Annotated in this window: 13 protein-coding genes; all 13 read left to right on the top strand. The window is 67.5% G+C overall.

Annotated features, from left to right (window positions below; all coding sequences use genetic code 11):
- Positions 1-579 precede the first annotated feature (579 nt).
- The 13 genes from G6N60_RS28780 (at position 580) to eccE (ending at position 17,991) form a co-directional block, all read left to right on the top strand.
- Positions 580-1,572: an EspK C-terminal domain-containing protein gene (locus G6N60_RS28780; protein WP_246241410.1), complete on the top strand. Its 993-nt coding sequence runs from the start codon at positions 580-582 to the stop codon at positions 1,570-1,572.
- A 138-nt stretch (positions 1,573-1,710) separates the two neighbouring features.
- Positions 1,711-3,192: a type VII secretion protein EccB gene (gene eccB / locus G6N60_RS27915; protein WP_163744992.1), complete on the top strand. Its 1,482-nt coding sequence runs from the start codon at positions 1,711-1,713 to the stop codon at positions 3,190-3,192.
- Between the two features lie 6 nt (positions 3,193-3,198).
- A complete protein-coding gene (eccCa, locus tag G6N60_RS27910) occupies positions 3,199-7,359 on the top strand; it encodes a type VII secretion protein EccCa (RefSeq protein WP_163744900.1) in 4,161 nt (1,386 codons plus the stop codon).
- Between the two features lie 61 nt (positions 7,360-7,420).
- On the top strand, positions 7,421-7,828 hold the full coding sequence (locus G6N60_RS27905) for an XRE family transcriptional regulator (protein WP_246241409.1): 408 nt from the start codon (positions 7,421-7,423) through the stop codon (positions 7,826-7,828).
- A 121-nt stretch (positions 7,829-7,949) separates the two neighbouring features.
- Positions 7,950-8,249, top strand: coding sequence for a PE domain-containing protein (locus G6N60_RS27900; protein ID WP_163744896.1), 300 nt, complete (start codon positions 7,950-7,952; stop codon positions 8,247-8,249).
- 4 nt (positions 8,250-8,253) lie between these two features.
- Positions 8,254-9,624 (top strand): PPE family protein, encoded by a 1,371-nt coding sequence (locus tag G6N60_RS27895; RefSeq protein ID WP_163744893.1) that lies wholly within the window; start codon positions 8,254-8,256, stop codon positions 9,622-9,624.
- Between the two features lie 83 nt (positions 9,625-9,707).
- Positions 9,708-10,010, top strand: coding sequence for a hypothetical protein (locus tag G6N60_RS27890; protein WP_163744891.1), 303 nt, complete (start codon positions 9,708-9,710; stop codon positions 10,008-10,010).
- A gap of 40 nt (positions 10,011-10,050) precedes the next feature.
- Positions 10,051-10,353 (top strand): hypothetical protein, encoded by a 303-nt coding sequence (locus tag G6N60_RS27885; RefSeq protein WP_163744889.1) that lies wholly within the window; start codon positions 10,051-10,053, stop codon positions 10,351-10,353.
- 13 nt (positions 10,354-10,366) lie between these two features.
- A complete protein-coding gene (locus G6N60_RS27880; protein ID WP_163744887.1) occupies positions 10,367-11,323 on the top strand; it encodes an ESX secretion-associated protein EspG in 957 nt (318 codons plus the stop codon).
- 917 nt (positions 11,324-12,240) lie between these two features.
- Positions 12,241-13,269: a MinD/ParA family ATP-binding protein gene (locus tag G6N60_RS27875; protein ID WP_163744885.1), complete on the top strand. Its 1,029-nt coding sequence runs from the start codon at positions 12,241-12,243 to the stop codon at positions 13,267-13,269.
- Complete coding sequence (gene eccD, locus G6N60_RS27870; RefSeq protein WP_163744883.1) at positions 13,266-14,783, top strand: type VII secretion integral membrane protein EccD; 1,518 nt, start codon at positions 13,266-13,268, stop codon at positions 14,781-14,783. The genes G6N60_RS27875 and eccD overlap by 4 nt, the downstream gene beginning before the upstream one ends.
- Entirely contained in the window at positions 14,780-16,447 is a 1,668-nt protein-coding gene (mycP, locus tag G6N60_RS27865; protein ID WP_163744880.1) for a type VII secretion-associated serine protease mycosin, read from the top strand. The genes eccD and mycP overlap by 4 nt, the downstream gene beginning before the upstream one ends.
- Complete coding sequence (gene eccE / locus G6N60_RS27860; protein ID WP_163744878.1) at positions 16,444-17,991, top strand: type VII secretion protein EccE; 1,548 nt, start codon at positions 16,444-16,446, stop codon at positions 17,989-17,991. Before mycP ends, eccE begins: the two co-directional genes overlap by 4 nt.
- Positions 17,992-18,003 lie beyond the last annotated feature (12 nt).

The following is an 18,003-nucleotide window of genomic DNA, read 5'->3' as shown; positions in this document are numbered from 1 at the left end:
GGCTCTGGCGGTGGCGGATTGCCGAAGATGCCGGGCGGACTGGGCAGCGGCGGATTGCCGGGAATGGGATCTTCCAACCCACTCAGCAGCGGCTTGGGCCAGATGCCCGGAGCGGTGACCGGATTGCCAAGCGCGGGAGGGGTTCCGGCGTCGGGGGGTGGATCTCCCGCGGCGGCATTCTCCCAGGGCTTGTCAACCGGAGCGGGAATCGGTGGCGGAATGCCTGCGGCGACTCCACCTGCGCCGCCGAGTCCGTCACCGGCGTTGACCGGGGGTGGCCACGCGGTGCCGGCTACGCCGATATCGGCGGCTCCCGGAGGGGGAGTTGCGCCAGCCGCGGCTCAGCCGGGCATGGTTGCCCCGGCAGCTCCTGCTGCTGCACCAACTGGTGCTGGCATGGGCGCCGGGGGTGGCGCCCCAATGATGTTGCCGCCGGGGTCGATGGGCCCGCCTGCGGCCGCGCCGCCCGCGGCGACGGTTCCGGCGAGCACGCTCGCGGGCGCTAGCAGTGCACCCGCGACGTCTCCGGCGTCCTCGTCGAGCGCCGGAGCGGGCGCAACGCTGATCCCGGCGAGTGTGGTGGCGGCGGGTCAGACGGCGGCGGCGCGAGAGCGACGCGAATCCGCCGACGCCGCGGCTGCGAAGGAACTTGCGTGGAAGCTGCAGCACGCCGCGCAAGCCGTTGGTTACCCGATCGAGTGGGCGGTAGGGGTCTTCCGCTCACCTAGCGGCACGGAGATGGTGGCCACGTCAAACGATGGGGCCAGTTACATCCCGGCTGGTGTGTACGTGCCCCGCTCAGTCCAGATTTTGGCGACAGACCCCTTGATAGACGACCATTTTCGGCAGCTGTGGTTCGGGTGGGCTGATCCGGCGCGGGTTCTCATTGAATACGCGCAGCTGCGGGCCGGGATGGGCTGGCGACTGGTGGCCGCGGCGACGACGGGTCCGCTTACGTCGTTGCGCGACGCGGGGGTGGAGCATCCACCGTCCTGCACGCGGCAGACCAATCCCTTGTTGCAGCCTGGTCAGCAGACTGCACCTGCCGGTATGGACGGGATGCACGAGCACCGTCTGGCGGTGCTGTGGCCCGATGTGTACCCCAGGCTGGTGCGGGTGATGGACACCGACCCTCTTCTCCAGGATCGGATCGTGTCGGCCGCGACGGCGTTGTTGATGAACACCGCCACGACTCAGGCTATGGCGGTTGACGGCGGAATTCCCAATGAAGTGCGCCAGATTTGGCTGACGCGCGGTGGGGATAGAGAACCGAGTCCGCAGCAGTGGGCGGCGTACGACGCCGCGGCCAAGGACTTCAATACCGTCACCTCGATCTTCCGGCCCGGATTTGTCGGCCAGGCTGACCCGAGCGACACCATTGAGGAACTCGCTCGCTACCGCGCACACTGGATGGTGGCGCGCACCGCTGAGCTGATCGGTGGCTGGGCTATGCGCCCGCTGCCACTTCCGGACATGTGCTATGCCGCGGCCTCGGCCGGCAACGTCCACATCCGCGATCTGATCGTCGAGTCGCTCACCAGCGTCGAAGAGGATCTCGTCTACGTCGGGTAAACCTGGCCTCGCGTTGTCTGCTGCGCCTGGACGTCGCCCCGTACCCGATTCAGCAACCTATCGAAAACTGGTTCGCAAGCAATTTGGCTGCGGTGGTGGCTGACTCGTTGTTTTGCACGGTACGGTTTTGGCGTGCCGATGAATCTGGCTTCCAAGACACAGGTAAGAGGTCACTACTTCTTGCGTCGGCGGCTGGGATTCGCATTTCAGCGCCGGTCGGTGCGCATGCAGACCGACCGTATACGCACCCAGCGGCTGATGCTGGTGATCTCGGCGCTCATCAGCGTATTGGTGATGGTGGGCGCCCTCGTAGTGGGGTGGCTCAGGCCTGCGGGCTTGGTCAACGACTCCAAGATCGTGGCCGACCGCAAACTCGGTACGGTCTTCGTATCGGTGGACGGCCGATTGCATCCAGCACTGAACTTGGTCTCGGCCTGGCTCATCACAGGGCAGCCCTCGGAGCCGACGTTCGTCAGCCCCGACGACCTCGCCAAGTGGCCTCGCGGTCCACTGGTCGGCATTGAAGGCGCCCCGACCGAACCGCCCCAAGTGCTCACGCCGGAAGTGTCACGGTGGGCCGTGTGCGACACAGCGTCCGACACGTTGAGCGGGCGCCCCATCATCACCGGTATCAACGGCGACCTGACGATGGGGGACCGGGCCCGCGAGCTCGACGCCGACACCGCAGTTCTTGCCACGTTCAACGGGCAGGCGTACGTCATCACCAATGGCGTCCGGATGCCCATTGATCTCACCGACCGAGCGGTTGTCGAGCCACTGGGACTCGAGGAAGCGGGCGCCCCCGCTGACCTCTCCCAGGCCATGGTCGCCGCCCTACCGGCAGGCCGGCCCTTGGTGGTCCCCGCGGTGCCGGCCGCCGGCCAGCCCAGCACCGTCAACCTCGGTACGCCAGCGCCGCTGGTGAACGGCTCGGTGGTGGTGTCCCAGGACGTCGCCTCGGGCAAGGATCAGTTCTACGTCGTGCTCGTTGACGGCGTGCAACCAGTCTCATCGGTGGTCGCTGCCATGCTGCGGCAACGCGATTCATTCGGCGTGGCTCAACCGCCCCGCATTTCTCCGGACGTGCTAGGTGATGTCCCGGTCCGGACCGCACTGGACGTGACCGGTTACCCAGCGGACCCGCTCAAGGTTGTGAACTGGCGCGCCGACCCCGTGCTGTGCGTGGCCTGGGACCGCGGCGCTACCGATCGGCAGGCGCGTCAACGCCTCCTCGTCGGCCGCGCCTTGCCAATGACAGCCGAGCAGGAGAGCCACCTGGTTCCACTCGTCATCAGCAGTCAGGACCAGGGCAAGCTCGCCGATCAAGTTCTGCTGGCCGACAATTCCGCGACGTGGGTGTCGACGACGGGCGCGAGCGCTGATTCGTCCCGTCGCGAAACCCTCTGGCTGATCGGCGAATCCGGCGCCCGCTACGGCGTGCCCTTTGATGATGACGCACTGCAGGCGCTGGGACTCAAGAACGTCGCGCCGCGGCTCGCGCCGTGGCCGCTGCTTCGGGTGTGGCCCGCGGGCCCGGAATTGTCGAAACAGGCGGCCATGACGATGCACGACACGCTGGCCGGCTCCGCGGCGGCCCCGATCACCGAGCAAGGACGGTAGACCGCAATGGCAACAGTGAAGCCCCGCCAGGGCGCCGTGAAGGTTCCACCGACGATGGGTGGCCGCGAAACAATCCCGGAACCGCTGGAGGCCCCGCGGCCGATCCCCCGCAGCAAGGCCGCGGTCATCCTGCCCGTGGTCATGGGCGTCGCGTTCCTCGGCATGATGGCGATGATGCTGTCCCAGCCCGGATTACGCGGCGGGACAATGGGTGTGATGTCGTTGTTCTTCCCCATCATGATGATCGTGTCGATGGGCAGCTACTTCTTCACCAACCGCGGCGGCGGTGAGAAGCAGATGTCGGGTCCGCAGATGGAGCAAGCGCTGCGCGACTACGCGATGAACCTCGACGAAACACGGGACAAGGTCCAAGACGCCGCCCGCGCGCAACATGCACAGTTCGAGTACCTCCATCCCGAACCCGCACTTCTGTCCGGGCTGGTGGGTTCTGCACGCATGTGGTGCCGCGCCCCCAATGATCCGGTCCTGAAGGTGTTCTACACCCAGGTCCGGCTCGGACTGGGCACCTCGAAGGTCGTCAAGGAGCTGGAGACCAACGAACTGGGGCGGCGCGAAGACTACGAGCCCGTCACCTATGACGCGTCCTCAGCGTTCCTGCAAACGCAAAGCAAACTGCACAACGCGCCGAAACCGCTTCTGCTGCGCAACATCCCCGGTATGGCGCTCATCGGTCGCGACGGCATGGATGCGGTCTACGGGCTAGCGCGCGCGCTGATCTGCCAAGCCGCCGTGGCGCATTCGCCGCGCGACTTCAAAATCATGATCGTCACCGACGACATCGCCCGTTGGGAATGGTGCAAATGGCTGCCACATTGCGCCCATCCCACGCTGCGGGACCGCGGTGGCCCTACCCGAATGGTGTGGACCAGCGGTGAACTGATGGACGCCGCGGTTGGTACGGAGCTGCACGGCCGGGACGCTTTCCGCGCGAACTCCAGCACTACTCCGCACTGGTTGGTGATCGACGACCGGCGACGCCGGGGAGACGACCGCCATTGGGAGACGCTGACCCGCGCTGGCGGTGTCGCCGGTGTGACCTTCCTGGCGCTCTCCGATGAGCCAGGCCGCGGCCTCGGGTTCGAGCCCAACAACACTTTCTGGGTCTCCGACACCGAGGTCACCCACCGCGATCAATGGTTCTGCCGCCCCGACTCGATGGACCTGGCCAGCGCACGGGTCCTGGCCCGCAAGATGGCCCGCTACCGCGTGGAGGGGGAACGCTCCCGCAGCCTCATCGACGACGCCTCCGTGGACGCCGACCTCTACAAGATCATCGGCATTGACGACCCCGGAAACCTGAACGTGGAAAAGCTGTGGGCGCCAACGCTGACCGGGCCGCCCTTCGAGAACAATGCGTGGGGCGCGAAGTGGTTGCAGTTCCCGATCGGCGTCGATCCGGCCGGCGCCCCGGTCTACATCGACTTCAAGGAAACCCACGAGGGCGGCATGGGCCACCACATGGTCATCGCCGGCACGACGGGCTCGGGCAAATCGTCCTTCCTCACAACGCTGCTCTTGTCGGCCGCGCTGACCCACTCTCCCGAGACGCTGGTGTTCGCCTTCTTCGACTTCAAGGGCAAGACCACGGCCAACATGGTTGCAGGACTGCCCAATGTCGTTGCCGCCATGGGCAACTTGAAAGACGACTCGCTGTGGATCGAGCGCATGGGCGATGTCATCAACGGCGAGCTGGAGCGCCGCAAATCACTGCTCGACCGAGCGGGAATCAGCGAGGTCGCCGAATACGAGTACCGCCGCATCCACCTCGGAATGCGACTGGAGCCGCTGCCAGCGCTCATCATCGTCATCGACGAATTCACCCAGATGTTCATCGAAGCGCCCGAGTCGAAGAAGATCATCGACGAGATCGGCCGCCAGGGCCGCGCCCTAAACGTGAAGATGATCCTCGGTTCGCAGCGCCTCGGCCACGAAATGCAGTCGGGCATCATGGCCAACATCCCCATCCGCGTTGGCCTGCGCACCCTCGACGCCGGTGAGTCGACGGCCATCATCGGGACCGACGAAGCCAAGCATCTGCCCGAAAAGCCCGCCGGGGCGGGCCTGCTGCGTGTCCAGGGCCGAGACCGCCTGGTGCGTTTTCAATCGGCATTCGCCCGCAAGGTCTACCACCCACCGCGCCGAGTGGCCGCCGAAGTGGTGCGCACCCAAGCCGGATACATGGCTCCCGAAGTCTTCACCGCCGCCCCCATGGCGGCGATCGCAACCGCACCCAAACTCACAGCCGCACCGGTGGAATCCACCGACACCGTGCTCGGCGCTGACGGTCAACCGATCCGCGAACTCGAAGCCTCCATCAAATCGCTTCAAGAGCAGACCAGGGTGCCGGTTCACCAGATGTGGCTGCCCCCACTGGAACCCGTTCCCGTGGAGGAGCTGGTACGCCGTCTGCGCCGCAAGCCCTGGCATCAGGACTACGGACACACCGCCGGGCTGTCATTCCCCGTGGGGATCGAAGACCGGCCGTTCCAGCATGCACAACGCGTGTACGCCTTGGACTTCTCCTCGGGCAACTGCGCGGTCATCGGCCGCCAGACCGCCGGCAAGACCACGGTGCTGACCACCCTCATCACCGGCGCGGCATTGATGTACCACCCCAAGCGGGTGCAATTCGTCGTCGTGGCGATGGGCGGACCCGGACTCAACGACGTCGAGTTACTACCGCATGTGAGTTCCTTTGCCCGCGCGGGCGACCGCGAGCGGGTCCAGCGCACCATCGCGGAAATGAAGCTGCTGGTGGAGGAACGCGAGGAATCGTTCAGCCGGCTCGGGCTGAGCATCGAGAGTTTCCGTGCCCGCAAGTTCGGTGGTGAGGCGGGCACGGTACCCGATGACGCCTTCGGTGAGGTGTTCCTGGTCATCGACGGCTGGCAGCAGTTCCGCACGACCTTCGGCGATGATCTCGTCGAAGACTTGGGCGTCATCATGCAGCGCGGTAACAGCCTGGGTGTCCGCACGATCATCGCCGCGAACGGCTGGATCTCCGGGGGCTTCCCGTCGTGGATGTCGAGTTCGTTCACCCTCAATGTCGAACTGAAACTCGACACCAACGATGACCCGCAGAAGAACAACCGGGAGGTCGCCAAGAAGGTGCCCTTCGGCACGCGCGAGCTGCTCGCCGACCCCGACGACCCGAACGCCGAAACACGCATTGAGACGATCAGCGGCCGAGGCACGTCGATGGCGGGCTACCACTTCCAGGCCGCCCTGCCCATCCTCACCGCTCCGGACGGCCGCACCATCGGCCCACGCGAGGCAGCCGAGGTGATCGCCACGCTCACCGGAGTCGATCAGGTCGCCCAGGTGCGCATGCTGCCGAGCGCGGTGGACCTGGCCGGGGTTTTCGCCGCTCAACGCGAGGCCCGACCAGGGTTGGTGCCGTTCGGCATCTCCGAGGTCGGCCTGGTCGCCGCCGAAGCCGACTTCGCCCGCAATCCACACCTGCTGTTCATTGGGAACCCGGAATGCGGCCTGTCCAACTCGCTGGCCGCCGTCGCGCGAGCGATCATGCGGTGCTACCGACCCGAGGAAGCCCAGATCTACGTCATCGACCCTGGCAACTCTCTGGTCCAGGTGGTCCAGGGTCCGCACCTGGGTCGCTACGTCGGCGAGGACGGGGTGGAGTCGGAGGGCTACACCTATTACGAGGATGACGTACGGGCCATGACCCGGCACATCGACATGCTGCTGGCGCCACGCATGCCGCGTGGGCGGGCCGGGCAGGAGGAACTCGCACAGGCGACCCGATCATGGTCGGGGCCGGAAATCTTCGTCCTTGTCGACGACGAGCAGATCGTCTCCGGCTGGAGTTCGGGTGCCAACATGTTCCGCGCAGACGGCAAGGGCCCCGCGACCGAGGGATTGACGAAGTACATCGACCGCGCCCGTGAGGTGGGTCTGCACCTGATCGTCGGCCGTCGCTTCCCGTGGGGGCCGGCGATGACGTCGCCGCTTGCCGGGCGACTCATCTCCCAGACTGCTCCCACCGTCGTCATGGACGGCGCCCGCATGGAGGGCGAGCTGATCAGGGGGGTTCGTGCAGCTAGGCAGCCGGTGGGTCGAGGGATCTACGTGACCGACCGCCTGAGTGCCCCCGCCCAGATCGCGAAGGTGTTGCCTCTTGAGTGACTCCGGACAACAGCTCGCCGCAGCCGTTGACGCAGCGCGGCTGGACTTGGGCTTGTCCAAGATGGACCTGGCCAAGATCGCCAGGGTCGGACGATCCACGATCACCGACCTGATCAACCGGGGGAAGGTCCCCGGACGCGAGGTCACCCGAGGCCGCATCGAGGCCGCTCTGGGCTGGACCTCGGGCAGCTTCTCCGACGTGCTGGCCGGGGCGGAACCGACGTTGCGATCCGGTGCTGAGTATCCCCTGACTGGGACCACGAAGGTGCTGGTGGAGCACTTGACGCAGATCGCGCAGGAGGCCAGGGCCGGGTCGGCGGTTGCAGACACTCTGAGCAAACGTCTACAGGTCATCGGCGACATTGCGGAATCCGCAGCTCAACTGGCTGCGCGCACCCGCTCAAATTCGTGCACGGACCATCCACCAGTAGCTGAGATAATGGCACGTGACGAAATGTCCGGGTCTTGAGCGGACCAGCGGCGAAAAACGAATTTGTGTACGGGAAATGTGGCTCTGCTGGTGGCCGCTATTGCCGAACCGCTCTAGTCTCGTGTTTATCAGGTACCTAGCGTTTTAGGGGAGGCTCATCGTGACCTTTTTTGTAGAACCGGTTGAGGTTGCTGCTCAATCCGTAGCTGAGGCGACCGGAGCGGCGACCACCGCGGGCGTGCTCGCCGGTTCGACGCCGGCCATGACCGCTGTCGTCCCGATGGGAAGTGAGGAGGTCTCGGTGGCACTGGCCAGCGCGATCCAGGCGCACAACGCGCAGTTCCTCGCTGAGACGACAGCCGGTGTTGCCGACCGCGGAATGTTCGCCAGCAACGTTGGCGTGTCCGGGGTGATGTCGGTGGCGACCGAGGCCGTCAACCAGGCCTCACTGCTGCTCTGAGCGCATGCCCGTCAACTACTGGGGCATGACTCCCGAGATCAACGCGATCCGGTTGACCACCGGACCCGGCGCCGCCGCCATGGCTTCGGTCATCGCCGGTTACCAAGCCGCGGGCGTCACTCACATGGAGCAGGGTGCCCAGATGATGACCACCGCGGCCACCACCGCCACCGGCAGCTGGTGGGGCCAGGGTGGCACAGCCATGCTGGCCGCCGCGGTGCCCAAATCGGAGTGGCAGATCCAGGCCGGCGCGCACGCCGAGAAGGCATCGGCCTTGATCGGCGAGGCGGCCGCCGCGCACTCGGCGGCCGTGGCCGCGACGATTCCTTACCCGGTGTGCATCGCCAACCGCGTCCGGGAAGCCACGCTGCAGGCCACCAACTTCATGGGCTTCAACACCCCGGCCATCCTGGAAACCGACACAGAGTACGGCGAGTTCCACGCGCAGAACGCGACGGCGATGACCGGGTATGCCACAGCCGGAATGGGGATAGCCGCCGGGCTGAGTACCCCGCTGCAACCACCGATGGTGACCGCGGGAAACCCCGCGGCGCTGGCCGCCGGGATGGCGAGCATGGGCGCTCAAGGCGCACAGGCCGGGGTACAGGCCGCCACCCAGGGGCTCGGCGCTCCGCTGCAGGCGGCCGGACAAGTAGCCTCTGCCGCGCCCGCTGCCTTGTCGGCCGCCACGAACGCGGCCACCGGCCAATCGGGTACTGACGGTGGTGACGTGGGCACGACCGGTGCTCCCCAGCTGACTCAGCCGGGCGGAAGCGATCTTCTCGGCTCCAGCCAGTCGATGATGGGCATGGCCAGCTCACTGCCGTCCATGGCGCAGGGAATGACGCAACCGCTCTCGCAGCTTGCGCAGGCCCCGATGCAGATGGGTGGCCAACTCAGCGGCCTGATGGGGTCGATGGGCGGGATGGGCGGTGGACCGTTCGGCGGTCTGTCGGCCAATGCGCCGGGCGCCAACCTCGCCGCGTCGATGAACGGGGTGAGCGGAGGTTTCGGGTCCGGCGGTGGCCCGGTGACGGCTGCACTGACCAAACCTGCCGGCGTCGGCATGGGTGGCGGCCCGATCGGGACGCCCTCGGCCTGGTGGGGGCCGGCTGCTGTGGACGGATCGGGCGCGGCGGGGCAGAACAAGCCCACCGCGGGTGCTCGGGTCGGCATGCCCGGCACAAGTACAGGAGCCCCGATGGGCTCCGGTATGGGCATGATGCCAATGGGTGCGGCCCAGGCCGGGCAGCGCCGCGACCAGAACGCGAGCCGCGGGCAAGACGACACCTCGCTGTCGGTGGTCCTCGACGACGCGGATGCCATCCCCATCCTGACCGCCAACGGTGTGGTCTACACAGACGGGGGAGGGTGATCGCCCGGCGGCAACCGGCCTTACACATGACATCAAACCAGAACAGACAAACCTGACGGCATTACCGAAAGAGGAAGTGAAGCATGGCATTTCAGACAAACTCAGCCAAGATGCGCGAGGCAGCGCAGCGGCTGGATGACATCAAGACCGAGACTCTCAACTCGCTGGGCCGCTACATGTCGATGAACCAGGACCTTGGCGGTTCGGCGTTCCAGGGTCTCGCGTCGTTCGCGTCGATGAAGACGACCGAGGACGTCGCCACCACCGGACGCAACGTGTCCGCCCGGTTCGAGCAGGTCATCCAGGCCCTGCGGTCCGGCGCCGACGAGTACGACCGCGTGGAGCACGAGAACCAGACCAGCCTGTCCAGCGTCCAGGCCACCTAGACCCCCAGGTACTGACAACTACTTTGAAAGGAGCCCCAACATGATTGGTGGCGATGGAATGCGGTACGACCAGGCCAAGATGATGGACCACGTGGCAGCCCAGAACGCCTTGGTCAATCACATGACCGACCTGAAGCAGCAGGCGCTCGGCGTGCTGGCGCAGACGGCGGACTTCTGGCAGGACAAGGGCGCGAATGCCTACGCCGAGGCGCAGCGTTCGGTCACCGTGGCCTACGAGAACGTGTTCGACACGATCAACCGTCACGGCCATGCGCAGAGCGGGGCCGTGCACAACACCGATCAGGGCGACGCGTCTAGCGCCGCGCGGTTCGTCGGGATCTGAGCACGGACTGACCATGGGAGCGCAGCTGTCAACCACGTCGGAAGGCTTGTGGTTGACAGCTGCGCTTTCGGGCGTCACCCGGCTTCCCGCAGCGCTGCGCGTGCGCCCGGTAGGCGACACCGAGGCCATGTTGGCCTCTCATCCGGGCCTGCAGGTCCTCGAAGAGGCGGGGGTGTGCCAGGGCCGCATACTCGACGCCGACGTGCAGGAATGGCTTGTGACACTGGGCCGATGCGACATCGACGTGTCAATCAGGGTGACTCGCCCCGACGAGCGGGCCGAACGGCTCACCGGCCCCCCAGAACTTTTCACGCCGCCGGCAGATCCGCTCAAGGAACCGTTAGCCGCCGCGGCCGCGCTACGCGAATGGCGCGCACACCAATCCGCCGATCGTGCAGCGGTTCTCTGCCGCCGCGATGGCAAATGGGTTGTCGCAGCGCGCGTGTGGCGAAGCGGCGTCGAGCCGCTCGACGAGGTGACCGTCAGCCCCCTGGAGGGCGACACCACGGTCTTTCAGGCCGTCAACGACCTGCTCGGGGACGAGTCGCCCGCCGAGTTCGAGGGCGTCAACATCGAGTCGCAGCGGCTGGAATCGGTGCTGAGCAGCTGGCAGGCCGATCCGCAGGCTTACGACGTCATCGGTGAGTTGCTCAAGCTGGGCCTCACTGCCCGCCAGGCCCGCGTGATCGTCGCCGTGTCCGACACCGGCGCGGTGCGTGCAGCCATCGGCGCAACCCAATACTCGATCGACGGCCCCGAGTTTGCCACCACGGGAGCGATGGTCGTCGACTCGCTGATGGGCCGGGTAGTCATTTCCTCGAGCACCACCGATGATCAGCAGAGCTGGACGATGCTGTTCCCCGGTACCGCGGCGCGAGTGTCGCGGGCCGTCAGCGACGTGTTGAAGCAGTTGCCCAGTGGCGAGGACTGGGAGCACCACCAAAGAATTCAAACATTTCACGCACACTGATGTGCCTAACGTCGTGGACGCTTGAAATGTGTGGTTGGTAGTCTTTCTGCGACGGTGATATTCGCCGATTCGAGGAGCCTTGAAGGTGCTCCCCGGTGAAGATCGCAGGAGGGCGGGGCTAGATGACCGAGTCCAGAGATCAACAATTCTTCGAGCGACTGAGCAACTCAGGCCGCGACGACGACGAGGCGCACACGGGTACGCCGGGCACCACCGACGCTGGCGACCCGGCGGCGCCTGGTGCTCCGAGCGCTCCACAGAGGCCATTTGCTGCAGAAGATCCGGGCGGCGACCCTGCCGGCGGCCGCCACCACGTCGACCCGCCCACGCCCACGGGCGGCGTGTGGGGACAACCGCTCCAGCCCACCGGCGCCACCGGCGATAGCCCTGCACCGCCGTGGCACAACAGCGCATCATCGCAGAGTCCTACCGGGCCCGCGCCGAGTCCCGACATTCCGGCATCCCCGCCACCGTGGGGGCAGAGGCTGGAAGGGCCCTTCCAGGGCGGTGACGCGAACCCATTGCAGTCTGCTCCGGCATTCCCCGATTCGTCGAATGAGGTTACACGAGAGGTGAATTCGACCGGGGCACCGGCAGCCGGGGCCGAGGGTCCGCGTCATCCCGGTGAGGCGGAGGGGGTGCCGTCGCGTCGCCCGCAGCCCAGCGCGCCGCCGGCCGGTGAGCAGCGCCCGCAGCCGGAACCGCCAGGGCGGCCCACCCCGCGCCCGGTTCCGCCGGAGGAACGCACGCAGTTCCTTTCGCGTGAGTCGCTGCGAAATGCGCTGGGTCCTAACGCCGCACCGCCCCCGCCTGCCGGGTGGCCGGCTTCCGGCGGAGCGCCGCAGCATGGCGGGGCGCCGCAGCCCGGCGGATGGCAACGCGCGAGCCAGCCTCCGGCACCCCCGCGTGGCCCCGACATGCGGCCCGTCGAATCCGACCAGCCGGTCGGGCCTCGGCCGCCGGAGTGGAATTGGTCTCAGGGCACTGGTGGCTCGGAACTGCGCAGTGAGCAGATCTCGGCGTCCGAACTCAACGCCCCACGCAAGATTCCTTCGTCACGGGGTTGGCGAAAGTGGCTGTACTACGGGACGTTCAAGCTCATCAACACCGGCGAGTCGCCGGATGAGCAACTGCTGCGCAACCTCAACGCGACCGTGGCCGGCCACCTGCGAGGCACCTATTCGATTGTGGTACTAGGCGGAAAGGGTGGCGTGGGTAAGACCACGACAACCGCCGCGATCGGGTCGACGTTCGCCGCGCTGCGCAAGGACAAGGTGATCGCGATCGACGCCAATCCCGATCGCGCCTCCAACCTCGCCGACCGGATCGACCCGCAGGCAACGCACTCGTACACCGATGTGCTTGCGGACCGGAACCTGCACGGGTACAGCGACATTCGCTCTCACGTCGGCATGAACGAGGCGGCGGGCCTGGACGTGCTGGGCAACCGGTACCAGCCCGACCGCCAGCCTCTGTCCGCTCAGGTCTACACCGATACCCACGCGGTGCTGCAACGCTTTTACAGCGTGCTGATCAGCGACTCGGGCACCGACGTCGACCATCCGGTGATCCCTGGCCTGATGGGCCGCGCGGATGCGTTGATCATGGTGGCCTCGACGGCACCCGATGGTGCCAAAGGTGCTGCCGAGCTGATGGATTGGGCCTACGAGGCCGGTTATCACCGGCTGCTGCAGCGCACCGTGGTCGTCATCAACGACGTGCGCGGTGAGTCCGGCAAGGCTCACCGCAAGCTGGTCGACTCGCTTGTCGAGAAGTTCTCTCGGTGGGTCAGCCCGCAGCGGGTGTTCGTGGTTCCGTTCGACCCGCACATCGCGTCGGCGGGAGTGATCGACATCAACGAGCTTCGCCCGGAGACCCGGCGGCGTTATCTGGAGATTACTGCCCGTCTGGCCTCGGGCTTCAACAGCAGTGAGGGCGCGCAGTGAGCCCCGCGGAGTCCGCGGCTCCCGCGCTGTGCCGTGTGGCGCTACTGGTGGGTGAGGACTTCGAGATCGACTACTCGCTGCCCGCGGCGGTCGCGCTGATCGCGGTGACCGAGGATCTAGTGGCTCGGGTCAACGAGGTGCTGGGGGAGCGGGGGCGCCCGCTGCTCGACGCCGAGCAAAGCTACCGGCTGTGCCGCGCGGACGCCCAGCCGTTAGACCCGCAGAAGACCCTCGATGAGTGCGGGGTCCTCGACGGGGAGCAGCTGTGGCTCCTGCCGGCGGCCTCGGCCGAAACCTACGAGCCGGTTACGGAGATGGTGTCGACGGCCATCGCCCGCGCGGCCAACCAGCTGCTGGCCACCATGACACCCGACGTGGGTCGAAAGGTGGCCAGCTGGCTCACCGCCGGGGTCGTGGGGTGGGCCTGTCTCATCTTGGTCAACTGGTGGTGGAGCAGCGGCGGCACCGACGCGCCCTACGGTTGGGTCGGCGCGGCGTCGGCCTGGGGGATGCTGGTGGCGCTGGTGGCCGCATCACGGGGGCTGTCGAGAGCGGACGCCTCGACCGCGGCCGGGCGCGAGCGCCGCGCCGCCGGGCACGCTCTGTCCTGGGTCGCCCTACTTCCCGCGGCCGCGGCGGCAGCCATGTCGCTGCCCGGCACACCGGGGCTCTGGCACGTGGCGGCGCCGCTAGTCGCGGTAATCGTGGGCGTCATCATTCTCGCCTCGATCTGGGGCCGTCACATCGTGGCCATCGCCGCCATCCTGACGGTGAGCATGTTCGCCTTCGCCGCCTCGGTCGTCGCTGCCTCCACATGGGAGGTCCGCCCTGAACGTGTTGCAGTGATTGCCCTTATCGGAGTAATCGTCGCGGTCACCTGGGCCACCAGCACCGCCGTGGCCGCCGCCGGTGTGCCCACACCGCTGTTTCCCTCGGTGACCAACCGTGGGGTGTTCGAGCGGTTACCCGGCCAGCCCGCCGACACCGTGTCACCAGTCGGACCAACCGGGGTGGCCACCGCCGAGCAGGTCCGCAACTGGGTGATGCGCGGCAACAACACTATGACCGGGCTGATGATCGGCCTGGCCGTGGTGACGGTCGTCGCCGCGCGCTACGCCGTGGTTCCCGGTCAGCCCGGTGGGTGGCGTTACACCGCATTCGTCGGTGCGGTGTCGGTCATCCTGGTCCTTCGTTCACGCTCTTTCGTGGACCGCTACCAGTCCGTCACGCTGCTGACCGCGGGGGTGGGAGCCGCAGCGGTCACCATCGGCCGCTACGCCGCCAACGACGCCACCAGTTTGAAGGTGGCGATGATCTGCGTCGCGGTCACCCTCGGACTGGCCGTGACGGGTCTGCTGACGGCGCTGGTGATGCCGTTCCGCGAATACACCGCGCCCATACGGCGATTTGTCGAGATGATTGAGTACGTACTTCTGCTGGCCCTGTTGCCCTGGGCGCTGTGGCTACTCAACCTGTACCCGGTGATCCGCAATGCGGTCAGGCACGGGATATGAGCCGCAGGCCTTTTCGCGTCCGCGCGCGCGCCGGGGCCGCATTGGCGGGAACGATCGCGCTGCTGGCGGCCACGAGCGTAGGAGCGAGCTGGGCGGTCACCCCGCCAGTGGTGCCGCCCGGCCCGCCGCCGGCTGATCCCGCACCGGGCCCGGACTGGCCGATGAAGCAGACTCGCGCCTGCACCCTCACCGGCGTGATGCCGGGCAGCGATCTTCGCGAGATGCCCCCGGCGCTGCCGCTGCTCGACATGCCCGCGGCGTGGCAGGAGTCGACCGGGGCCGGAGTGGTCGTCGCGGTCATCGACACCGGAGTTGCGCCCTCCCCGCGCCTGCCGCATCTGGTGGCCGGCGGCGACTACGTGATGGGCCAGTACGGCGACGGCCTGGCCGATTGCGACGCCCACGGCACCCTGGTCGCGTCGCTGATCGGGGCCTCACCCTCCGGAGCCCCGCTGCCGGTGCGCCCGGAAGGTGCCCAAGTCGCGCCGCCGCCCCCCGCAGCTCCCGCGCCCGAACCGATCCCGCCGCCACCACCACCGCCGACGATCACCGTCACCAAGACCACCGCCGCGCCGCCGCCTCCGCCGCCCCCGCCGGCCGAGCCGCCCCCGCCGCCGGGAGACCTGCCGCCAGGGCCGCCCCCGGCCTGGGGTCCCAGCGGTCCGGTCGCCCAAGCGCCCCGGCTGCCCATGCCGCAGCTGCCACCGCCGACCGGCGGGCCAGACGGTCTGATCGGGATCGCCCCGGACGCAGTGATTCTCGCGATACGCCAAAGCTCGCAGAACTTCGGTTTGAAGGACCCGCGCCTGGATCAGGACGCGGAGCAGACGCGCAGGACCGGCGACATCAACTCGCTGGCACGCGCCATCGTGCACGCCGCCAACCTCGGCGCGCGCGTCATCAACATCTCCCTGGTGTCTTGCATCCCGGTCACCAAGCCTACCGATCAGACGGTGCTGGGTGCAGCCCTTCGCTACGCGGCAGTCGACCGCGACGCGGTGATCGTCGCCGCAGCGGGCAACGCGGGCACCCAGGGGTGCACTCAGAACCCGCAGCCGCCGACCGGGGCGTCCGGGTGGGACGAGGTGACGACCATCGCCTCACCGGCCTGGTTCGACGATTACGTGGTGGCGGTGTCGGCCACCGACAACTTCGGTGCACCACTCATGGGGCAAGCCGCGTCGCTGCACGGGCCGTGGGTCGACCTTGCCGCGCCGGGGGCTGACATCGTTGGACTGTCGACCTCGGGCAGCGTCATCAACGCCTCGATCGACGAGGACAAGTTCAAGCCCATCATCGGCTCGTCGTTCTCGGCGGCCTACGTCTCCGGCGTGGCAGCGCTGGTGCGGGCGAAGTTCCCGCAGCTCTCCGCAGCCGAAGTCATTCACCGGCTCACGGCTACCGCGCACGCGCCGGCCGGCGGGCGCGACAACGTGATCGGCTACGGCGTGGTCGACCCGCTCGCGGCGCTGACCTGGGATGTGCCCCCGGCGCCGGCCAAGGCGCCTACGGCGACCGATGTGCCGTTGCACGTTCCGCCGCCCCCGCCCGCACCAGATCCGCGCCCGGCGCGCATGCTGGCCGCCCAGATCGGGGCCGGTGTGGTGTTGATCGGTGCGGTGCTGTGGGGAACGACTATCTGGCGAAGGAAGAACCAACGATGAAGGAACGCACCTGGAGTGCACGCGCGGATCTGCGCGCCGCACTGCCGACCGAGATCCTCGCCGTGGTGGGCACGGGCATCGCCGTCGCCTTCGGCGCGCCGTGGTGGGCAGGAGCGGCTGGCGGCGCGGTCCTGGGGGCGCTGCTGTTCATGGTCAAGGCCGCACGCCTGACTGCCTGGCAGTGGCTCACGCGGTCCATCGGTCGGCTGCGCCACAAGGACCACCGCGTCGAAACCGGCGAGTTCGTCGACGTCGACAGCGACGGCCACCCGTTGGGACTGCACATTGACGGGCACACCCTGGTCACCATGGTCAACGTGTGGGGCCGGCCCTACATCCCGACCCTGCTGCGCCCACAAGGTGCCGAAACCCCGAACACGCTGCCGCTGACCGTGATCGCCAAACAAATGCAGCGCGTCGGTCTCGGGGTAGACGTCGATGTCATCGCCCAGGGCCGCCGCACCGCCAGCGACAGCTACGGCCAGTTTTACGCCCAGCTGCTCGCTGACCGGCCTGCAGCCGGGCAGCGCACTACCCTTCTCGTCATCCGCATGGACACCCGTGCAGCGGACACCGCGGCGGGTCTGATGTGGCGCACCGATGCCGCGGCCGCGGTCGCCGCGGTCACGCGTCGCATCACGCGCGCGCTGCGCCAAAGTGGTTGCCGCGCAGAACCGATGACGGCCGAGGACATGCGTCAGTCCGTGCTGGACATGCACGGCGGCAGCCAAGAGGACATCGAGAGCACCTTCAGCGAAGGATGGAAGGACCTCACCCACCGCGGAACACACGTCACCAGCTATTACCTCAGCGCCGAGGACCTCAACGCCGAACGTATCGACGACATGTGGGCGATCACCTCCGATCACACGCTGCTCGCAATACACCTGCGTCGCTCGAGCGAGGGGATCACAGTGTCGGCGACGGTCCGCTTCACCACCGCCCAACCGCTGCTCACCCCGCCGGCAGTCATCCTCAACCGCTACACCGGCCGCCAGTGGTGGGCGTTGTCGGCGCTGCTACCGGGTGCGGAGCGGATCACCGGTATGCCGGCACGCCTGCTGACCGACGATCTCGACGCCGCAGTGGCCATCGGCTCGTCGGGGGTCATGCTCGGCAAGGTCGACGACGCGCTGCTGCTCATGCCGCTGCGCGATCCTGCCGGGCCCACGCGCATCGTCATCGACGCCGACGACGACTTGGCGGTGCGGCAGATCATTCGCCGCGCATCGGCCAGCGGTGAAATGGTCGCGGTGTACGACCCGCGCCGCCGCTGGGCCATGGGCGCGCCCTCCTCGCGGATCTGGAACACCGCCGACCTACGGGCGCAACCACCGCGGCCGCCCACAGTGGTGGTGCACAACGGGACCAGCAACCCGTATCCCGGCGCGCCGGTGAGCATCAGCGTCGGGGCCGGAGCCCGGTCAGTCGAGCCCGATGTGCGAATCACCCAGCGCAACGGGCGGATTCGCATCGAGACCGAACGGTTCACCGCACGCGTCGATGCGGTGAGCTTCCGCAGTGAACAGGTCTTCCTCAACTGAGGACTAAGCCAG

The organism is Mycolicibacterium madagascariense, from assembly GCF_010729665.1.
Classification (GTDB): domain Bacteria; phylum Actinomycetota; class Actinomycetes; order Mycobacteriales; family Mycobacteriaceae; genus Mycobacterium; species Mycobacterium madagascariense.
This window is presented reverse-complemented; position numbering and strand designations above follow the sequence as displayed.